20 protein-coding genes are annotated in these 19,986 nt (G+C 53.7%); 3 read left to right on the top strand and 17 right to left on the bottom strand.

Annotation, left to right across the window (positions count from 1 at the left end; translation table 11 throughout):
• Positions 1-49: 49 nt before the first annotated feature.
• The 7 genes from ETC05_RS04910 to zapA form a co-directional block, all read right to left on the bottom strand.
• Positions 50-1,750: a long-chain-fatty-acid--CoA ligase gene (locus tag ETC05_RS04910; RefSeq protein ID WP_031407817.1), complete on the bottom strand. Its 1,701-nt coding sequence runs from the start codon at positions 1,748-1,750 to the stop codon at positions 50-52.
• Between the two features lie 81 nt (positions 1,751-1,831).
• Positions 1,832-1,996, bottom strand: a complete 165-nt coding sequence (locus ETC05_RS04915; RefSeq protein ID WP_167332998.1) for a hypothetical protein — start codon at positions 1,994-1,996, stop codon at positions 1,832-1,834.
• Between the two features lie 13 nt (positions 1,997-2,009).
• Positions 2,010-2,417, bottom strand: coding sequence for a DUF350 domain-containing protein (locus ETC05_RS04920; protein WP_031407815.1), 408 nt, complete (start codon positions 2,415-2,417; stop codon positions 2,010-2,012).
• A gap of 14 nt (positions 2,418-2,431) precedes the next feature.
• A complete protein-coding gene (locus tag ETC05_RS04925; protein WP_368668027.1) occupies positions 2,432-4,786 on the bottom strand; it encodes an endonuclease MutS2 in 2,355 nt (784 codons plus the stop codon).
• 20 nt (positions 4,787-4,806) lie between these two features.
• The gene (polX, locus tag ETC05_RS04930; protein WP_171660490.1) at positions 4,807-6,531 is read right to left on the bottom strand and encodes a DNA polymerase/3'-5' exonuclease PolX; all 1,725 of its coding nucleotides are present in this window, start codon (positions 6,529-6,531) and stop codon (positions 4,807-4,809) included.
• A gap of 42 nt (positions 6,532-6,573) precedes the next feature.
• Positions 6,574-7,113 (bottom strand): CvpA family protein, encoded by a 540-nt coding sequence (locus ETC05_RS04935; RefSeq protein WP_171660555.1) that lies wholly within the window; start codon positions 7,111-7,113, stop codon positions 6,574-6,576.
• Entirely contained in the window at positions 7,106-7,381 is a 276-nt protein-coding gene (gene zapA / locus ETC05_RS04940; RefSeq protein WP_031407808.1) for a cell division protein ZapA, read from the bottom strand. Before zapA ends, ETC05_RS04935 begins: the two co-directional genes overlap by 8 nt.
• Before the next feature lie 111 nt (positions 7,382-7,492).
• Between zapA and rnhC the strand changes: the two genes are divergently transcribed.
• Positions 7,493-8,428 carry a ribonuclease HIII gene (rnhC, locus tag ETC05_RS04945; RefSeq protein WP_031407806.1) on the top strand — a complete coding sequence of 312 codons (936 nt, stop codon included), beginning with the start codon at positions 7,493-7,495 and terminating at the stop codon, positions 8,426-8,428.
• 326 nt (positions 8,429-8,754) lie between these two features.
• On the opposite strand, the gene ETC05_RS04950 is transcribed toward rnhC, so the two are convergent.
• Genes ETC05_RS04950 through ETC05_RS04960 form a run of 3 tightly spaced genes read right to left on the bottom strand, consistent with a single transcriptional unit; the run spans position 8,755 to position 10,877 of the window.
• A complete protein-coding gene (locus ETC05_RS04950; RefSeq protein ID WP_031407804.1) occupies positions 8,755-9,735 on the bottom strand; it encodes an aldo/keto reductase in 981 nt (326 codons plus the stop codon).
• Between the two features lie 48 nt (positions 9,736-9,783).
• On the bottom strand, positions 9,784-9,999 hold the full coding sequence (locus tag ETC05_RS18275; RefSeq protein WP_253263945.1) for a hypothetical protein: 216 nt from the start codon (positions 9,997-9,999) through the stop codon (positions 9,784-9,786).
• 26 nt (positions 10,000-10,025) lie between these two features.
• The gene (locus ETC05_RS04960; RefSeq protein ID WP_171660491.1) at positions 10,026-10,877 is read right to left on the bottom strand and encodes an aldo/keto reductase; all 852 of its coding nucleotides are present in this window, start codon (positions 10,875-10,877) and stop codon (positions 10,026-10,028) included.
• 219 nt (positions 10,878-11,096) lie between these two features.
• Here ETC05_RS04960 and ETC05_RS04965 point away from each other — a divergent pair, with 219 nt between their 5' ends.
• Both ETC05_RS04965 and ETC05_RS04970 read left to right on the top strand, forming a co-directional pair.
• A complete protein-coding gene (locus ETC05_RS04965) occupies positions 11,097-12,011 on the top strand; it encodes an AraC family transcriptional regulator (RefSeq protein WP_171660492.1) in 915 nt (304 codons plus the stop codon).
• A 315-nt stretch (positions 12,012-12,326) separates the two neighbouring features.
• A complete protein-coding gene (locus ETC05_RS04970) occupies positions 12,327-12,875 on the top strand; it encodes a TetR/AcrR family transcriptional regulator (protein WP_171660493.1) in 549 nt (182 codons plus the stop codon).
• Positions 12,876-12,932: 57 nt separating this feature from the next.
• Here the strand turns inward: ETC05_RS04970 and ETC05_RS04975 are convergent, their stop codons facing one another.
• From ETC05_RS04975 to ETC05_RS05005, 7 genes are all read right to left on the bottom strand, one after another.
• Positions 12,933-13,304 carry a DUF2255 family protein gene (locus tag ETC05_RS04975; protein WP_171660494.1) on the bottom strand — a complete coding sequence of 124 codons (372 nt, stop codon included), beginning with the start codon at positions 13,302-13,304 and terminating at the stop codon, positions 12,933-12,935.
• A gap of 12 nt (positions 13,305-13,316) precedes the next feature.
• Positions 13,317-13,730, bottom strand: a complete 414-nt coding sequence (locus ETC05_RS04980) for a (R)-mandelonitrile lyase (protein WP_171660495.1) — start codon at positions 13,728-13,730, stop codon at positions 13,317-13,319.
• A gap of 265 nt (positions 13,731-13,995) precedes the next feature.
• Complete coding sequence (locus ETC05_RS04985; RefSeq protein WP_171660496.1) at positions 13,996-14,661, bottom strand: type 1 glutamine amidotransferase domain-containing protein; 666 nt, start codon at positions 14,659-14,661, stop codon at positions 13,996-13,998.
• 131 nt (positions 14,662-14,792) lie between these two features.
• On the bottom strand, positions 14,793-15,419 hold the full coding sequence (locus tag ETC05_RS04990; RefSeq protein WP_044743513.1) for a hypothetical protein: 627 nt from the start codon (positions 15,417-15,419) through the stop codon (positions 14,793-14,795).
• Positions 15,420-15,450: 31 nt separating this feature from the next.
• Positions 15,451-15,984, bottom strand: coding sequence for a matrixin family metalloprotease (locus ETC05_RS04995; RefSeq protein WP_044743514.1), 534 nt, complete (start codon positions 15,982-15,984; stop codon positions 15,451-15,453).
• Positions 15,985-16,329: 345 nt separating this feature from the next.
• Positions 16,330-19,494 (bottom strand): MMPL family transporter, encoded by a 3,165-nt coding sequence (locus ETC05_RS05000; protein WP_171660497.1) that lies wholly within the window; start codon positions 19,492-19,494, stop codon positions 16,330-16,332.
• Complete coding sequence (locus ETC05_RS05005; protein WP_031407786.1) at positions 19,491-19,943, bottom strand: MarR family winged helix-turn-helix transcriptional regulator; 453 nt, start codon at positions 19,941-19,943, stop codon at positions 19,491-19,493. Before ETC05_RS05005 ends, ETC05_RS05000 begins: the two co-directional genes overlap by 4 nt.
• Positions 19,944-19,986 lie beyond the last annotated feature (43 nt).

Raw genomic sequence — 19,986 nt, forward strand, 5'->3', positions numbered from 1 at the left:
CCTTTTCTCACTTTCCATCCGCCAAATGAATGAACCATCATTCATATTTTCATTTTACGGTCAATTCTGCCGATTTGTCAAGCTTCTTTTTCTCCTCTTCGACCAACACGCGACGCAAAATTTTTCCAACTGCCGTCTTCGGCAGTTCGCTGCGGAACTCATACAGACGTGGCACTTTGTAAGCAGCAAGCCGTTCGCGCATAAACACATCAAGCTCCTGTTCGCTGCACGTTTCCCCCGGTTTTACCACGACGAACGCTTTCACCGTCTCCCCGCGGTACGGATCAGGAACGCCGATCACGGCTGCTTCCTGCACTTTCGGATGCTCATACAGCGCTTCTTCGACTTCGCGCGGGTAAATGTTGTAACCGCCGGCGATAATGACATCTTTCTTGCGGTCGACGATGTAAAAATAGCCGCGCTCATCCATATATCCGATGTCGCCGGTGTACAGCCATCCGTCGCGCAGCACTTGCTCGGTCTCTTCCGGGCGGTTCCAGTAGCCTTTCATCACTTGTGGACCGCGCACGACCAGCTCTCCGACCTCGCCAGGCTTTCCTTCTTCCCCCGTTTCAAGCAAAACGATTTTCGCTTCCGTATCCGGCCATGGGACGCCGATGCTTCCTTTCACCCGCTCCCCATGCCAAAGGAAGTTGCTGTGGGTGACAGGGGACGCCTCGGTCAACCCATATCCTTCAATGAGTTTTCCGCCCGTCGCCCGCTCAAACTGCTCCTGCACTTCGACCGGCAGCGGAGCGGAGCCGCTGATGCAGACGTTGATTGAAGATAAATCATATTTCGGCAAATCTGGGTGGTTCAACAAAGCGATGTACATCGTCGGCGCGCCTGGAAACATCGTCGGCCGGGTGCGCTCGATCGTTTTCAATGTTTGTTTCACATCAAACCGCGGGAGCAGCACCATTTTGCTTGCCATCATCACGGACAAATTCATGACCGTCGTCATGCCGTACACGTGGAAAAACGGAAGCACGCCGAGCACCGTTTCCTTGCCTTTTTTACACTTATACACCCAATGGGCGCACATGAGTGTATTCGCAATCAAATTGCGATGCGTCAACATAGCCGCTTTCGGATGCCCCGTCGTGCCGCCTGTATATTGCAGCAGCGCCACATCGTCCACCGGATCGATGTTCACCCCGATCGGCGCCGTTTCCTTCCGGCTGACGATCGTGCGGAACAAATGAACGGTTTCGCTTTCCTCGATGCGGACGATGGGCATGTTTTGCTTCCGCTGCACAAACGGATACAGCCATTTCTTCACCGTGGGCAAATACTCTTGCATTCTCGTGACAATCCAATGTTTGACCAGCGTTCTCCCTTTCAATCCTTCCGCCTTTGGATACAGAATATCCATCGTCACGAACACCGAGGCGCCGCTGTCGTTGAGCTGGTATTCAAGCTCATGCTCGGTGTAAAGCGGGTTCGTCTGCACGACAATGCCGCCAGCCATGAGCGTCCCGTAGTAGCTGATGACCGCCTGCGGGCAATTCGGCAGCATAATCGCCACCCGATCCCCTTTTTTCAATCCGATCGTCCGCAAATAATGCGCGAATGTCAATGCTTGCTCGTACAGCTGGCGAAACGTCATCGTCTTGCCCAAAAAGTCGATCGCCTCATGGTCTCCGAATTGCTCCGCCGTCTCCCGCAAATAATCAGAAAGCGTTTTCCTTGGATAGTCAAGCGTATGCGGAATCTCCGGCGGGTAATGAGCAAGCCATGGTTTTTCCATCCCAATCCCCCCTTGCCTTTATTTTATTTCACTTTTTCTAATTTTTCATCAAAAAAAGAACGCCAGGCTTGAACCCGAGCGTTACCAAAACCAGTACACTAAGCCAATAAAGAAAAAACACGCGCAGATGGCAAACAAGATTTTCGCCAGTACATCGACTGACCGATTGCGCACCGCCATATAGACGATGCCGGCGATCAACAGCAGCCCGACCGCGATCAACAACCATTTGACTACTGCGTTCATTCGTTGTTCCCCTTTACTGAATGCCTTCGCCGATGACAAACGACAAGCCGACGGAAATGGACAGCGAAATGAATCCGACGGCCCGGTTGTCATTGGCAATTTCGTCATCAATATTGAATTTCGGCGTCAAAAATTCATAAATAAAGTAAGCGGCGAGCAGAAGAAAAAACCCATACATTCCCCAGCCGATCATCGACGGCAGCGACTCATGGCGGGCGAGTGCATAGCGAAAAATGTTGGCGATGCCGAAAATTTTCCCGCCGGTTGCCATCGCCACCGCCACATTGCCTTTGCGAATCTCTTCCCAGTTTTTGTACTTCGTCACCAATTCAAATACGGCTAAAAAGACGACGATGCACAACACGGCAACGCTGAAATTGGCCGCCGTTTTCACCATGTCTTGCTCCCAAAACGATGCCATTGCCATCGCCCCCATCATTTCAGTTCCACGATCGTCACTCCGGTGCCGCCTTCATTCGCCTCTCCGAACCGGAAGCTTTTCACCGCTCGGTGTTGTTTTAAAAACTGCTGCACTCCTTGACGGAGAGCGCCCGTCCCTTTGCCGTGGATGATCGAAACGCGCGGGTAGCCGGCGAGCACGGCATCATCCAAGTATTTCTCAAGCCGAATGAGAGCGTCTTCGTACCGTTCGCCGCGCAAGTCAAGCTCGAGGCTCACATGGGCGTCCTTGCCTTTCACCGTCGCAACCGGCGTCACTTCGTTCGCCGGCGCGCTGCCCATATACTCCAAATCGCGCTCATGAATTTTCATTTTCAAAATGCCAAGCTGCACTTGCCATTCGTCGTCCGACACTTTTTCGATCAAATAGCCTTTTTGGTTGAGGCTCGTGACTCTCACTTCATCGCCCGGCTGGAACACATGGCGTGAGACGGCCTTTTTCGCCTTTTTCCGCTTCTCCACTTTTGGCACCGCAGCAGCGAGCCGCTGTTTCGCCTCGACGAGCTCCTGCTCGTTTACTTCCGCCCGCTTTTCTTTTTGCAAGCGGCGCAGCTCCTTTATGATCCGCTCCGCCTCGCTCTCAGCCGCACGGATGATGTCAGTTGCCTGCTTCGCCGCTTCAGCAAGCCGCTCTTCTTTTTCCTCTTCCAGCGCCTCGAGCTTTTGCTCCCACTCAGCGCGCATCCGCTCGGCTTCCTCAAGCGCCGCGCGCGCCCGCGCTTCGTCTTCCTCGGCTTGCTTTTTGCTTTTCTCCAGCGAGGCGATCATGTTTTCCACGCTATGGCTTTCCGCGCTCACTTGGGCTTTCGCCCGCTCGATAATCCGCTCATCAAGCCCCAAGCGGCGTGAAATGTCAAAGGCGTTGCTGCGTCCGGGAATGCCGATCAACAGTTTATACGTCGGGCGGAGCGTTTCGGTGTCAAATTCGACGCTCGCATTTACCACGCCCGCGCGGTTGTAGCCGTAGGCTTTCAACTCGGGATAATGCGTCGTCGCCACCGTCCGCGCCCCGCGGCCGTGCACTTCATCCAAAATGGCGATCGCCAGCGCCGCTCCTTCCTGCGGGTCGGTGCCGGCCCCAAGCTCGTCAAACAACACGAGGCTTTCGCCATCGACATGGCGCAAAATGTCAACAATATTGACCATATGGGACGAGAACGTGCTCAAGCTTTGTTCAATCGACTGCTCATCGCCAATATCAGCGAAAACAGAACGGAACACCGCCGCTTCCGATCCGTCGGCCGCCGGGATGAACAGCCCCGCTTGCGCCATTACTGTCAACAAGCCGATCGTTTTTAACGTCACCGTTTTCCCGCCGGTGTTCGGTCCGGTGATGACGATCGTCGTATAATCGCCGCCCAGCTCAATGTCATTCGGCACCGCCTTCTCTTGATCAAGCAGCGGATGGCGAGCCTGGCAAAAGCGAAGGTAGCCGCGGTTGTTGACGGCTGGTTTGGTCGCCTGAATCCGGCGGGCGTACTTCGCCTTGGCGAACGCAAAATCAAGCGCCGCGAGCGCTTCGACCGCCCGCGCAAGCGGCTCGGCCTGTGCGGCGACTTTGGCCGAAAGTTCGCGCAAAATGCGTTCGATTTCCTGCTTTTCTTTCATCCGCGCCTCGCGCAGCGCGTTGTTTAACTCCACGACCGCCTGCGGCTCGATAAACAGCGTCGCCCCGGACGCCGACTGGTCATGGACGATGCCGCCGTAAGCGCTTCGATACTCTTGTTTCACCGGGATGACGTACCGGTCGTTGCGGATCGTAACAATGGCGTCCGACAGCCGCTTTTGCGCCGACGGCGAGCGGATGATGCTCTCGAGTTTCTCGCGGATGCGCGCTTCCACTGACCGAATTTGCCCGCGCAGCGAGCGAAGGCGGTCGCTCGCCGCATCCAATACTTCGCCATGGTCGTCGATCGAGCGGCGAACGTCATGCTCGAGTTCCGGCGCCTCGGCAAGCTCATCGGCATACGAAGCAAGGCGCTCCAGGCCGCCGTGCTCCTCTTGCAGATCGGTGATCAGCCGCTTCATTTGCCGGCTTGCGGCCGCTGTCGCCGCCACTTCCAGCAGCTCTTGTGGGCTGAGCGTACCGCCGATCGCCGCCCGCTTCAAATGCGGACGAACGTCGACCACCCCGTCGAGCGGCGCATAGCCGGCCAGCCGCAAGACCGCAGCGGCTTCATCCGTTTCCTCGAGCCAAGCGGACACCTCCTTGAAATCAGAAGACGGTATGAGCGCATCGATTTTTTCCAAACCGAGCGGCGAGGACGCATGCTCGGCCAACTGCGCTTTCACTTTATCGAATTCTAGGGTGTGAAGCACTTTTTGTTGCACGTATCTAACCCCCAGCTGATTCATTTCTTTCGTTTGTCGCGCAAAAACTGTTGCAGCTTCTCAAGCGGCCATGTGTTGACGACCGTGTCTTTCTTGATCCAGCCTTTCCGGGCCGTGGCCACCCCCACCGCCATATCGTCAAGCATGTCCAAATGGTGGGCGTCCGTGCTGATGGCGATGTACGCCCCTGCTTCCTCCGCTTTTTTCACATAAGCAGCCGACAAATCAAGCCGGTTTGGATTGGCATTCAGCTCAAGGATCGTCTTTGTCTCCGCCGCCAGCTCGATCAGCCGCTCGATATCGACGTCATAGCCGGCGCGCTGGCCGATCAGCCTGCCGGTCGGGTGGGCGATGACATCGACGCACGGATGGCGAAGCGCCGCTTCCAACCGCTTCATGATCGTCTCACGCGGCTGTTTGAACCCGGAATGAATGGCGGCGATGACAAAATCAAGCTCCTCGAGCACATCATCATCATAATCTAGCGTTCCATCCGGCAAAATATCCATTTCGACGCCGGCCAAAATCGTCAAATCCGAATAGCGCGCGTTCAGCCGCTCAATTTCCTCGCGCTGGCGCCGCAGCCGCTCCGGCGTCAAGCCGTTGGCGACCTTCAAATAGTGCGAATGGTCGGTAATGGCGATATACCGGTAGCCGCGGCGGCGGCACGCCTCGGCAAGCTCCTCGAGCGAACACGCGCCGTCGCTCCATGCCGAATGCATATGCAAATCGCCTTGCATGTCTTCAAGGCGCACAAGCGGCCAATCAGCCGAAAACCGCTCCACCTCCGTGCCGTCTTCACGCAGCTCAGGCGGAATATACGGCAGCCCGAAATGGGCGTAAAACGCCGCTTCATTCGGGAACGTTTTCACCTTGCCTGTCGTTTGGTCTTCGACGCCGTATTCGCTGATTTTTTCCCCGCGTTCTTTGGCGAGCTGGCGCATCCGCACATTATGGTCCTTCGATCCAGTGAAATGGTGAAGAGCGGTCGCAAATTGCGCTTCGCTGACCAACCGGAAGTCCGCGGCGATCTCATCCTCATACTGAAACAGAAGCGACACTTTCGTCTCCCCGGCGGCGATCACCTCGCGGATGTGCGGCAGCCGAAGCAGCGCCTCGCGCACCACCGCCGGGCGGGCGGTGGCAATGACATAGTCCAAATCTTTCACCGTTTCGTTCCAGCGCCGCAAACTGCCGGCCCGCGAAAAGCGAACCACCCCATCCATTTCGGCAAGCTGGCGCTCGATATCGGCCGCCATCGGCAACACCCGGGCAAGCGGCAGCCGCTCGGGGCGTTTGCCCGCCTCTTCCATGGCCATCAGCAGCTTTTCCTCCGTTTTCGCGCCGAAGCCGGGAAGCGCCCGCACCTTTCCCGCCAGGCACGCTTCTTTCAATCCGTCCATATCGACAATGCCCAGCTCTTGATGCAGCTTGGCGATTTTTTTGCCGCCAAGCCCCGGGATCTTAAGCAAGGCGAGCAGCGTTTCCGGAATATCGCGCTTTAATTCTTCGAGCACCGACGATGAACCGGTTTCGACAAACTCGGTGATGATCGCCGCCGTGCTTTTGCCGATGCTGGGAATGGCGGTGAAATCGCCGATTTCCGTCAGGCTTCGTTCGTCCGTTTCCAAGGCGTTCGCCGCTTTGCGAAACGCGTTCACCTTAAACGGATTTTCCCCTTTGATCTCCATATACAATGCGATCGTTTCGAGCAGGCGGATAACCTCTTTTTTATGGACGTTCATTCTCGTCCCCTTCCTTTCCCAAAACACCGCGGCCGCGCTCGGTCAGACGCGGCCATGAATCCACCAATGGTCAAGCATCTCCGACAACACCGGCGTATGTTTCACAATCGCGGTTGCCATGAGCGAACGCTGCAGCTGCTCTTGGACGCTGTCAATCGGCACGAGCGCGCCGATATACAAAAGCAAAAAGACAAGCAAATACACTTCCGCAAATCCGAGCGCCGCCCCGGCCAAGCGGTTGACGCTGCGCAACAGCGGCAGCTGAGCGACGAAATCGAGCATCGAGCCGATGATCTGAAGAACGATTTTCACCACAAAAAATAAAAGTGCAAAAGAAATCGCCCGATAATAGGCATCATCTAAATGGGTGCTCTGAAACAACAGCTTCACCGTCTCCGGGTCGCCAAACGTCGGATACGGAATCCAAAGACGCAATGTCGGCACAAACCGCTCATAATAGCGGTAGGCGACGAAAAAAGCAATGAAAAACCCGGCCATATGAATGAATTGGAGAATAAAGCCGCGCTTTAAGCCAATCATCGCTCCGAGCAACAGGACAAACAGCAACACGACATCAAGCATCGCGTCCCCCATCCTTCTCCTTCTTCAGCTGTTCACGAAGCCGGTTGTATTCTTCCTTTAACTTTAAATACTCACTAGCAATATTGACGGCCGTCAAGACGGCCAGTTTCGGCACATCAAGCATCGGGTTTCTTTCGCTGAACTCATGCATTTTATCGTCAACGAACGCCGCCACAAGCCGGATATGGGCCGGGCTTTCCGTGCCGACGATCGTATAGTCTTGACCGTAGATGCGGACGCTCACCCGCGTTTTTGGCTGTTCTGTCAAGCTTTCTCCCCCATTTCGCCAAATCCTACTGTTTATCATATCACGAACGCTGGTATAATGGAAAGATGCGACACAAAGGGATCCAGAAGAGGATAAAGGAGAGAGGGAACGTTGTCAAACTATGTGATTCAAGCCGACCGACAGCTTCTTGACGCCTTGCGCGCTCACTACCAAGACGCCTTGTCCGACCGGCTTCCACCCGGAGCGTTGTTTGCCGTCAAGCGCCCGGATGTCGCGATCACCGCCTACCGCTCGGGGAAAGTGCTGTTTCAAGGGAAAGCGGCGGAACAAGAAGCGGCGAAATGGATGGGGAAGCAGGGAGCTGACCCAGCCAAACGACAGGGGAGAGAGAGCACCTCGCCCCCATTGGAACATAGGCTCGCGAAGCTTTCTGCCATCGGTTCGGATGAAGTCGGCACCGGGGACTATTTCGGCCCGATCGTCGTCGCCGCCGCCTACGTTGATCGGCCGCATATCGCCAACATCGCGGCGCTCGGCGTGAAAGATTCGAAACAATTGAACGATGAAGCGATCAAACGGATCGCACCGGCTATGATGGAAACGACGCCGCATGCGGTCACCGTGCTCGACAACGCCGCATACAACCGCTGGCAGCGAAGCGGCATGCCGCAGACGAAAATGAAGGCGCTCCTTCACAACCGGACGCTCGCGAAACTCGTTGACGCCATCGCGCCCATCGAACCGGAAGCGATCATCATCGACCAATTTTTAGAACGCGACTTGTATTTCCGCTACCTCGCGGATGAAACGCGCATCGTCAGCGAGCGGGTGCATTGCCTGCCGAAAGCAGAAAGCGTGCACGTGGCGGTCGCCGCGGCTTCGATCATCGCCCGCTATGTGTTTTTAGAAGAGATGGAGCGATTATCCCGCACCATCGGCCTCCCGCTTCCGAAAGGGGCCGGCGCCATCGTTGACGAAGCCGCCGCCCGAATCATCCGCGTGCGAGGGGAAGAGATGCTTGAGACGTGCGCCAAGCTTCATTTTGCCAATACGAAAAAGGCGCTTGCCATCGCCAAGCGCCGGTAATCGTTTCGATCCGCGCCCATGGGAAACGTTAGCGCCGGCTCCGCTGCAACGGCCAATCCGCCGCGGCTGAACGACACCAATGACACCGTTTCCCATTTTTCCCGCGTGTCTTCGTTTTTGCAGGTATTTTCAAACGAAAAAGGCTGTCCGATCCGGCAAGCCGGGTGTTTCGGACAGCCTTTTCCCCTAGAAGGCTGGTGAAAAACCGCTGATTCCTTTCATCAATGGGAGAATGAGCGAAAAGCAGGACCGATGTAACAAGGTTTTTCTAATTGAGAAATAACATTGTAAAGCGGTATCCACGATTAAATCACCAGCCTCCTAGGTTACCGATGGCCAACGACCGGATGCGGCACATACGGTTCTTCTAAATAAGCGATTTCTTCCGGCGTTAATGAAACGGATAGCGCACCGACAGCCTCTTCGAGATGGGACAGCTTCGTCGCCCCGACGATCGGCGCGGTGACCGGTTCTTTATGCAGCAGCCAAGCAAGCGCGATTTGCGCGCGCTTCACGCCGTGTTTTTTGGAGAGCTCAGCGACCCGTTCGATGATCACTCGATCCGCTTCGGCCGTGGTGTCGTATTTCGACCGTTGGATTTGATCGGTTTCCGAACGATGCGTTGTTTCCGATGCGTCGCGCGCCAGTCTTCCTGACGCCAGCGGGCTGTATGGAATGACGGCAATGTTTTCTTCTTGGCAAAGCGGCAACATTTCCCGTTCTTCCTCGCGATATATGAGATTATAATGATTTTGCATCGACACAAATTTCGTCCACCCGTGTTTTTCTGCTGTGTGGTTGGCTTTCAAAAACTGCCAGGCGTACATCGAAGAGGCGCCGATGTACCGCGCTTTTCCCGCTTTCACCACGTCATGCAGCGCTTCCATCGTTTCTTCAATCGGCGTATCGTAATCCCAGCGGTGAATTTGATACAGATCGACATAATCAGTGCCTAGACGTTTCAAACTTTTGTCGATCTCGCTCATGATGGCTTTTCGGGACAGCCCTTTCCGATTGGGTCCTTCGTGCACAGAGAAATACACTTTCGTGGCGATGACGATTTCCTCCCGATTGGCGTACTCTTTTAAAATGCGCCCGATAATTTCCTCACTCGTTCCGTCAGAATACACATTGGCCGTATCAAAAAAGTTAATCCCCAACTCCAGAGCTTTTTTGATGATCGGACGGCTTTTCTCCTCATCCAACACCCACGGGTGAATCCATCGATCGGCGACGCCGAAGCTCATGCAGCCAAGGCAAATGCGCGACACGTCCAAACCGGTGTTGCCAAGTTTCACATATTCCATATCATTCCACCCCATCCTTTCCCTCTGTTTGCTCGACACTGTTTGCAATCATTCGTTGTCGAAACGGTGTGAAAAGCACGAAAGAAACGACCACAGCCAATGCGCTGCATCGAAAACATGTCCCCTGCGCTCCACAGCCGCATGAATGAGCGCAATCATCTCTTTTTTGTCCGCAGCCGGTCCATAGCCGTAGCTCATCCCCATGCAGCCGAGTCCAATCGCGGACACTTCCAATCCGCTTTCGCCTAGTTGACGTTTTTGCATCCTTTTCCCCCCCTTTTTATTCCCCATTAAATTTCCAATCGGTACTGGCAGAGCCATTTCACGAATTCCGGGTCGCGATGGGAAAAGAACAAGCTTTGCTTCGTATCAAGTGCGGCGATTTTGTTCATATCGTCTTGATCAAGCTCAAAATCAAAGATTTGGAAGTTCTCCACAATGCGCTCTTTATGCACCGACTTAGGAATCGCTACAATCCCCCTTTGTGTCAGCCAACGCAAAATGACTTGGGCAACCGATTTATGATGCTTTTTCGCGATGGATACTAACACTTCATTTTGGAAGATGCCGTTTCTTCCTTCCGCAAACGGCGCCCACGACTCAAGTTGGACATTGTGCTGTTTCATCCATTCTGCACTCTCCGTTTGCTGGCAGAACGGATGCGTCTCAATTTGGTTGACGGCTGGAGTCACTTCATGATGAAGAATCAAATCGATGAGACGATCCGTGTGGAAGTTGCTCACGCCAATCGCGCGAATTTTCCCTTCGCGATACAGTTCTTCCATGGCGCGCCATGAGCCGTATATATCACCAAATGGCTGGTGAATTAAATACAAATCAACATAATCGAGCTGCAACCGCTCGAGCGATCTCGCAAAGGCTCGTTTCGTGTTCTCATAGCCGGCGTCTTGAATCCACAGCTTCGTCGTCACAAAGATGTCTTCCCTTGGAATGCCGCTCCGTTTGATCGCCCGCCCGACCGCCTCTTCATTTTGATAAGCAGCTGCTGTGTCAATGAGGCGATAGCCGGTCATGAGCGCATCATAGACGCATTGTTCGCACAAATCGAAATCGGTGATTTGATATACACCAAACCCTAGGATCGGCATCTTAACACCATTGTTCAACGTAACGGTTTGCATCGCACTCTCCCTTTCATCGTCATTTAGGTCACTCATATCGCCCAAAGGATGCGCTAGCAAGCTTCATCCTTAGCGCGCACCGGACAATGTTATTATGCTCCCTTTTGCCCAGCAACCGGTATCACAATCCTCGCAAATCATTGCCTAATTCTCTCAGACCTCTTTCGGTTGTGGAAGAAGTTTGCGTAAAATAAATTGTAGTGGAAGGGGGAAAAACAATTGAAATCAATCATTGAACAACAACATGAATTGGTGGTGCTCATCGAGCGCCATACAGGAAAAGACGGCGTTTACGAAACAGAGATTCCATCGCTTCTTCTTTTTCGCGAATCGCATCCCACAACACCGAAACATGGCGTCCAACGCCCGGCGTTTTGTCTAATCGTGCAAGGCAGAAAAGATGTCTGGCTGGCGGGGGAACGGTTTACGTACAATCCGACTCACTATCTTGTCGCCTCTGTCGACTTGCCAGTTATTTCCCAAGTGGTCGAAGCAAGCGAACAGACGCCGTATTTGGCCTTGCGGATGGAATTTGCGCTCCATCAAATCGTCGAACTGCTGCAGCACACCGACAACGACGTTTCCCTGCAAAAAAAGCCAAAACGAGCAATGTTCGTCAGTGCGGTTGAGCCTCCGCTGCTCGATGCGGTCATGAGGCTCGTGCGCCTGCTCGACACCCCAGAACATATCGACGTCTTAGCACCGATTTACAAAAAAGAAATTTTGTATCGCGTTTTGCACGGGCCGTATGGCGATGTCCTCCAACAAATGGCCGTCCAAACCAGCCATGCCCGCCAAATTTATCATGTCATCGAATATATTAAAGAACACTATCATCAACCGATCCGCATCGAAGAGCTGGCTGATTTATCTCATATGAGCGCAGCATCGCTCCATCGTCATTTTAAAGAGGTGACAGGGATGAGCCCGATTCAGTTTCAAAAACAGCTGCGGCTTCAGGAAGCCCGGCGGCTCTTGTTAACAGAGTTGATCGATGCCGCTGATGTCGCTTTTCAAGTCGGCTATGAAAGCCCGTCACAGTTCAGCCGCGAATATTCCCGCCTATTCGGACGACCGCCGAAAGAAGATGCGAAACGTTTGCGGGCTGAATATGGAGACAGAGCGAATGCGTAAATGAAAGAGAGGCCGGTTTGTTCACAGGCCTCTCCTTGCTTCTTGCGCGAACATCGATTCGCCTGATGTCGCGCCGTCTTCCTTTCTTGTTCATGCCAGCTGCTCGCCTGTCCATCCCTCGCATGCCTCCTGCAAGACGATGGAGCGCCTTCGTTGTTCAAACGTCACCGGCAAATTGTTTCTCTACGAAAATCAATATTGATTCAATAATCAACATTCGTTTATTATTATCAAAAAAGCGGGTATGCGTCATCATTTGGCGATGATTCGATCAAAAATAGTCGACAATCTTTAGGAGAGGTGGGGAATTCAGTCATGGCGAAAATCGACCGCAGAGTCATCAAAAGCCAAGAAGCCATTAAAAATGCCGTTATTGAATTGATGGCGGAAAAACCGTTTGACGACATTACGATTCAAGAAATCGCCGATCGGGCAAACGTGAACCGGGGAACCATTTATCTCCATTACACGGATAAATACGATTTATTGGACAAGATGATCGAAGAACATATGGACAATTTGCGGCAGCTTTGCCGCGAGGCTTCCGATTTGACGTTTGAGGAAGGAAATTATATCTGGTACGAATACTTTGAACGCCATCGGCTCTTTTTCTCGACGATGTTATCGAGCAAAGGCGCTCCTCACTTCCGTCATCGTTTTTTACAGTTGGTGATCGAGGAATTCAAACCGGACGTCGACACATCGAACGGAAAGAACAAGGGGCTTAGCGAAGATCTTGTCTTGCAATTTTTTGCTTCCGCCGTCGTTGGAATTGTCGAATGGTGGTTCAAGCACGGCATGCCGCTTCCGGCGCGCGTCATCGCCGAACAGACAGGGCGGCTGTTGGACCGCAATTTTGACTAACAAAAAGCGTCACCGACCATTGCCTGTAGACGGTTGTCGGTGACGTTTCTGAAGCATTTAGCGTGGAACGATTTTGACCGTCGCCGCCCGAGCGCGGGTGCTGATCATCGCGTCGAGATACGGGCTTCCTTTGTACTTTTCCCGGTACGCGTCATCGATGAGGTCGTTGATAGATCCAGCAACCGGTTCGAATGCGACTTCTTTCGTCATGCCGGCGACTGTAATCCGTCCAGCCCTTTGCCGGATGGCCGCTTGATACCAACGGGATTGCTGACCATGATAGGCGCGCACATAAAGAGAATCGCCGACAATCACCGACCAAACCCATGTCGGCGTTCCATACGTTTTGCCGTCCTCGCGGAACGGCGAAATGTGAAGATCATCAGCCGCAGCGATTTGGTGCAGCTCCTCGTTTGACCATGACGCCACGTTTTCCGCCCCCTATTCACTCTTGTGATATTGCTCATCAGTCACTTTTTCGAGCCACTCGACCCCTTTGCCGTTGGCAACTCCCGTTAAGGCGATATGGGTCATCGCCGTGGTTGGCGTCGCTCCGTGCCAATGCTTGACGCCCGGCGGGAACCAAACGACATCCCCCGCCCGCACTTCACGAACGGGTCCACCCCATTCTTGCACCCACCCAACGCCGTAGGTAACGATCAATCGCTGCCCCGTCGGATGGATGTGCCATGCCGTGCGAGCCCCTGGCTCAAAGGTAACATACGCCGCCGAGTACGGGGCGAACTCATTTTCTTGAAAGAGTGAATCAACACGGACATAGCCGGTAAAATAGTCTTCTTGCCCTTTCGTTGACGGCTGGGCGCCGTTGCGGATGACCTCGATGGTTTCTCCCATTCTCGTTGGCTCCTTTCCGTTGTCATTCAGGCTGGCTGGCATTCCTCAACGTTTTTGAAAAGCTCAGCCTCATCGTGACATTTGTTTATTATGATAGCAAAGTTCAACTTCCAATCAATGGTTAAAATAGAGCAATTTGTTGATTAATGAACACGGATACGAAATTTGTAAAAAAGAAGACGCGCCTCGCTGTTTGGGCGCGTCTTGTCCTTGACGAGCGGCCGTACGTTCCGCTCGTCTCTCCAACTGTCTGTCATTCGCTTCCTCATGCCCGTTCTTCGAGCGCCGCGACGACTTTTTCCGCCGTGCTCCGGCTCGATTGCGGGTTTTGCCCGGTGATCAAGTTGCCGTCGCGCACCGAGAAATCGGTCCATTTCTCGCCGCGGACGAAATTCGCCCCGCGCAGGCGCAAGGTCGACTCAAGCAAAAACGGCATATGCACATCAAGCTCGACCTCGCGTTCTTCCTCATCGGTAAACGACGTGACCGTTTTCCCTTTCACGATCGGCGCCCCGTCTTTGTATGTCGCGTTCACCAACCCTGACGGCCCATGGCAGACAGCGGCGATGATCCGGCCGTCTTCGGCGAATTGCTGCAACACGTATTGCAGCGTTTCGTTGTCCGGGAAATCAAACATCGTCCCGTGTCCCCCGGGGAGAAAAATGGCGTCAAATCCGTTCGCGTCATCTTTGCTTAAACGTGCCGTGTTTTTCAGCGCCGCTTCCGCCTCGGCCCAAGACGGGTCTTTCTCATTGATGCTGCGCGGATCCAACGGCACGTCGCCGCCTTTGATGCTCGCCACTTTCACGTCATACCCTTTTTCTTTAAACACCAAATACGGCACGGCAAACTCTTCAAGCCAAAGCCCAGTTTTGTGATCGTCGGTGATCGTCGTATGGTTCGTCACCACCATAAGCACTCGTTTCGTCATGCCCGCCTTCCTCCTTTACAATCTGGAATGTTCTCTGCTTCTCATCATACTTTACATTGGGCAAAATAGGGAAAAAATATGCTTGTGCAATCGAATCGCTCTTGATCAAAATCAGTGGAGGAAACGAAACATCATTCCCCCACTGCTTCTTTCACTTTCGCTTTGAACGCCTTTACCTCTTCAGGTTTATAAATCTCCAGCAAATCCTTTTCTTTCGTCTTTAGCACCACTTGGTTGTTCTCAAGGGCAAAGAAAAACGGATCTCCAACACTGTAATAGCGGCCGGTCAAATTCGATTTTTTGACAAAAAAGATATAGGTTTGTCCGGATGTCAAACCGATGTAATGCTCATCCACAACCATCGGCTCGTCCTTGCCTAACTTCGTTTGCTTTTGTTCCGTGACAAGAACATGAGAATCTGCTTTCCCTTTCAAGACTTCGATCACTTTTACGTTATAGTCCACTCCTTCAACATAAATATTCGGATCTTCTTCGGCTGGATCGTTTGGATTGCGCGCCAAATTTCGTGTGCCAGCCACTCCTTCAACAGTTCCGACAAAGATGCAGTCGGACGCCTTGCCCAAGTCCTTTATATTTGTATATTTTGGGCGATCAGAATAGCTGACGGTATGAGTCTGTCTGGCTACGTTGGCAGACCCTATTTGTTTATCGGTATTCCCTCCATCTTTTATGAAATAGACGACTCCGCCCATAAAGATAACACCAAGCGTCACGATGGACAGCACCATTTTTTTCATCCTCTTCTCCTCCCCATGGATAGATGAACAATTAATATCTTGCATTCACACCATTAATATCATCTTGCTGTGGAGTATAGATGCGTGTCCGATCACGGTTCGAGTTCATAATCGCTGTTGCCGTGGAATGATCCAGTCCAATTCCGTGTCCTAATTCATGCCCGGCTGCACTCCGAGCCACGTTGCTTTTTCCGATATTGATATTTCCCGCGTTGACCATAGCTGTAAAGCGGAGTATCTCACTGCCTGAATACGTGATGTTGCAAACGCCATATTCGGAAGAATCGGAAACATAGTAGGAGTTAAGCGTGTTGGAAGAACTGCTGCTGTAGGAAAACCAAACGGGGGTTGGCGTTCCATTCCAATCGGAGAGGGCATTTTCAAAAGCCGTCCGAATCACCGTGCCGGAAGTTTGAAGATTGCTTCCCCATTTGTACGTGAGGCCGGTTACTCCATTCTTCCAATAGTAAGGTTCTAAAACATAGGCGCGCACCATTAGTGGTGCTATCAAAATAGCTAACGTCACCGAGAATAGAACGGCGATTTTCCCCAACTTCATTTTCATCACCCCAGTATTCAATATTTCATAGCCATTTTAACAAAAAAAAATAAATAATATTCAATATATTTAAACAAAATATTCTTTTCTATGCGCCATGCTATCCGCATTCACGGGGGAAAGAATCAGGGAAAACAACTAGACATTGTACATAGAATATACGTTCCTGTTGAATCAAACAGAGCGCCTCGCTTTCTTTTTATACCTACAGGACTAAGAAAAAGAGGCTGATCCAAGAGGGTAATGCTCCTTAAACACAACATATTGTTTTCTATCAACCATTTTGCTTCTACATACATTAATAAGAAAGGGTGTCCCAGTCTGTTGGAACACCCTTGTTGACTCGCCTTCCTAACTGATTTTTTGTTGTTCGAGCCCATCCGCTTCGCTCACCGGCTGCCCAAACGGCCACCAGTTGGCGCGGCCGAACGTGTGGACCATGACCGGGACAAACAGCGGCAGGACGACAAGAGCGTAAAGCAAAAGCCCTGTCAATACAATCGTCGCGATTTGCAAGAGCGACAGAACGCCGGACGGATACATCGCAGCAAACGTCCCGCCCAAAATGACGGCGGCCGAGATGATGACCGTCCCCATATGGCCCATCGCTGACAGCATCGCTTCTCTCACCGGCCGGTCGCGGTATTCATTGAACCGGTCCATCAGGAAGATGCTGTAGTCGATGCCGAGGGCCATAAGCAGGACGAAGGCGAAAAACGACACCGCCCAGTTCAAGCCGGCGTAGCCAAGGCCGTTGACGAAGATGAGCTCGGTGACGGCCATCGACGTGTAATACGTCAACACAAGCGACAAAATCAAGTAGAGCGGCATGATCAACGACCGGAGCAGGGCAGCCAGCACGATGGCGATCCCCGCTAGCATGAGCACCGCTGTGTGCCGATAGTCGGCGTTCGAAATCGCCCGCAAATCGGCATACGTGCTTGTGACGCCGCCGACGGCGATGCTCACCCCGTCCAGCTTTGCTCCTTTCACCGCCCGTTCGGCAGCGGCGCGAATGTCATCGATGCGGCCGAGCGCCGATATGGAATACGGATTTTCTTTGAAAATGACATCAAATGTGACGATGCGCCGGTCTTTTGACATATACGCGTCTTTCGCCTGCGCAAATTCTTTGCTTTCAAGCGCCGCTTTCGGCACATGCCAGCCGGCCATGTCCTTCGCCGGCGCCGATGACAAATCGGCCAAATACGTTTCCGCCGTTCCCAGACCGCTGGCCACCTTCTGCAAGCCGGACGCGCTTTGGTCCAAGCCGTTGACAAGCTGGCCGAGCTGGCCGCCAAGGGCCGAGAAGTGCTCAAGCAGCTGCCGCTGGCCGCCGTTGACTTGCTCGAGGCCGGACGCGAATCGCGGCAGTTGATCAACGGCTTGTTGTTGGCCGTCGGCCGCTTTCGTCAAGCCGGCTTCAAGCTCGCCAAGCCCGGCGATGATTCGATCCAAACCGCCGTTAATCGCGGCTTGCCCGGCCGCCAGTTGGGCAAACGACTCATTCGCTTTCGCCAAGCCGGCGCGCGCTCGCTCAAGCGCCCCGTTCAACTGCGCCAAGCCGTTGGCCATGTCGTTCGTCTGGCCGACTAAGGAGGCGACGGTCATTTTCGCTTGTTGATATTGCGCGTCTTCGCCGAGCTCCGGATGCGACTGCTCGACTTGCGCAAGCAGCGTTTGCACGGCGGCGAGCTGATCAGCGACCGCCTTGAGGCCCGTTTCGACTTGCCGGTATTGGCTGCTGATCGTCGCCAAGCCTTGTTCCGCCTGCTTGTAGCCGCCAAGCAGCTGGTTCGCGCCCGCTTGCAGTTTTTTGGCATTGGCGCGCAGGGTCGCCAAGCCGTTTTTCAGCTCGCCGGCCCCGATCGCTCCGCGGCGCACGCCTTGTTCAATTTGGCTCAAGCCGCTTTGCAGCTGGCGCAGGCCGTTCTCAAGCCGCTCCGTTCCCGAGACGAGCTGGCCGATGCCGGATGACGCTTGCTTCAGCTGCGGCGCGGAAGCGGAGAGCTGATTGCTTGCCGTCTCGAGCCCGGCGCCGATTTTCTCGATGCCGTCTTTGCCGGCGCCAAGGCCGTTTTTCAGCTGTTTCGCCTGCTCGGTGACAAACAGCTCTTTGATCGGCTCGCCTGTGGGCCGCGTTGCCGAGCGGACGCTCGCCACGCCGTCGACGTTTTCGACTTCGCGGCTGATTTTTTCGATCAACGCCATCCCTTCTTCAGAATCAAGCGGCTCTTTGCTTTTCAACACAATTTGTGTCGGCATGGCGTCTCCGGGATGAAAGTGGTCGGCAATGATGTGAAACGCTTTGACCGAGCGATAATGGTCGCCGATCTCTTCCATTGAATCAAACGACAGTTTGCCATCGTACGTCACGAGCACCGGCACCGTTACCGCTGCGACGATAGCGAGCGCGAGCAGCGGACGGGCGAACGCGAACCGGCCTGCCGCCAGCCAAAGCCGGCTTTGTCCGTGCTCGAGCTTCCCGCGAACCGGCCAAAACAGCTTCTCGCCAAGCACCGCCATAAAAAACGGCACGAGCGTCATAAGCGCCATAAGCAGCACCGCCACCCCAACGGCGACGGCCGCCGCTGATTGATAGAGCTGAAACGTCGACAAACCGATCGCGGCAAAACCGATCATGACCGCCAATCCGCTCGCCGCCACTGTTTTTCCCGCCGTCCGGTACGTGGCGATGACCGCTTCCGTGCGGTCACCGTGTTTCACTAGTTCTTCCTTAAACCGGCTTAAAAGCAAAATGCAGTAATCCGTTCCGATTCCGAACAACACGGCCACCAAAAATGTCTGCGTAAACGTCGACAGCGGAAAGTTGACCTCATCGACCAAAAACGCGACGATCGACTGGGAAACGACGTACGTCGCTCCGACCGTCAACAACGGAATCAACGACGCGACCGGCGAACGGAATACGGCCAACAGCACGATCAAAATAAAGACAACGGTAATTCCTTCCGTCTTTTTCACGCCTTCAAGCGAGCTGGTCACCACATCTTCATCGATCATCCACCCACCGGTGAAGTAATGCTCGACCTTGACGCCGTCCACAGCCTGATAGAGCGCGTCCGTCAACTGTTTCGCCGTCCGTCCGGCCGGGTCGATGCTGATCGAAATGAGCATCGTCGTCCCGTCTTTGGACACCAGCTTTTTTTCCAGCTCCTTGTTGGCCAGCGGCGAAACGATTTCGGTAATATGCAGCTCGCTTTTTTTCTTTTCCAGCGCTTGAACCGCCTGTTCGATTTCCCGTTTGTCTTCCGGCGTCAATCCGTCTTTCTGATAAAAAACGAGCACGGCGGAGCGCTCATGTTCTTTGTTTTCCTGTTCGTTCGCCACTTTGATCCATTTCGCTGCCAATGACGACGAATAGCCGTCCGGCACGCTCAGCTGCCCTTTCTCCCGAACGAGCTCGCCCATGTTCGGCGCGGTCATCATGAGCACCGCCGCGATGATGATCCACCCGATGAGCACGAACCATTTCCCTTTGATGATTGCTCTCATTTCGCTTCTTCCACCTCCTGCAACACGCGGGCCAACCGTTCATACGTGCGGATGAACGTTTCAATTTCTTCTTCCGGGAAGCGGGCAATCACTTCTTCCACGAGCCGATAGACGTTCCGGTCCATTTCCGCAATCCATGCTTCCCCTTGTTCTGTCAGCGATAAGACGATGACGCGGCGGTCGTTCCCGTCACGCTCGCGGCGCAGCCAGCCTTTGTCGACGAGGCGGTTCGTCATCGCCGTCACCGCGCTTTTGTTCACGCCGAACATCGCCGCCAGCTCGGTTGACGTGCACGTCCCCCGCCGGCGAATATAGCGAAGCAAATAATATTGGTCGTGCGTCATCTCTTCGCAAAGGCTGTCTTTGACAAGCGCCGCCCCGCGCTTCATCACGAGAAATGATACGGACAAATAACGGTCGATCCACTCGTCGATGTTTCGCCTTGCCACTTCTTCACCTCCCAGTCGTTGTATCCATCTTGGATCGTCCATT

The organism is Geobacillus sp. BMUD (assembly GCF_013096845.1).
GTDB lineage: Bacteria > Bacillota > Bacilli > Bacillales > Anoxybacillaceae > Geobacillus > Geobacillus vulcani.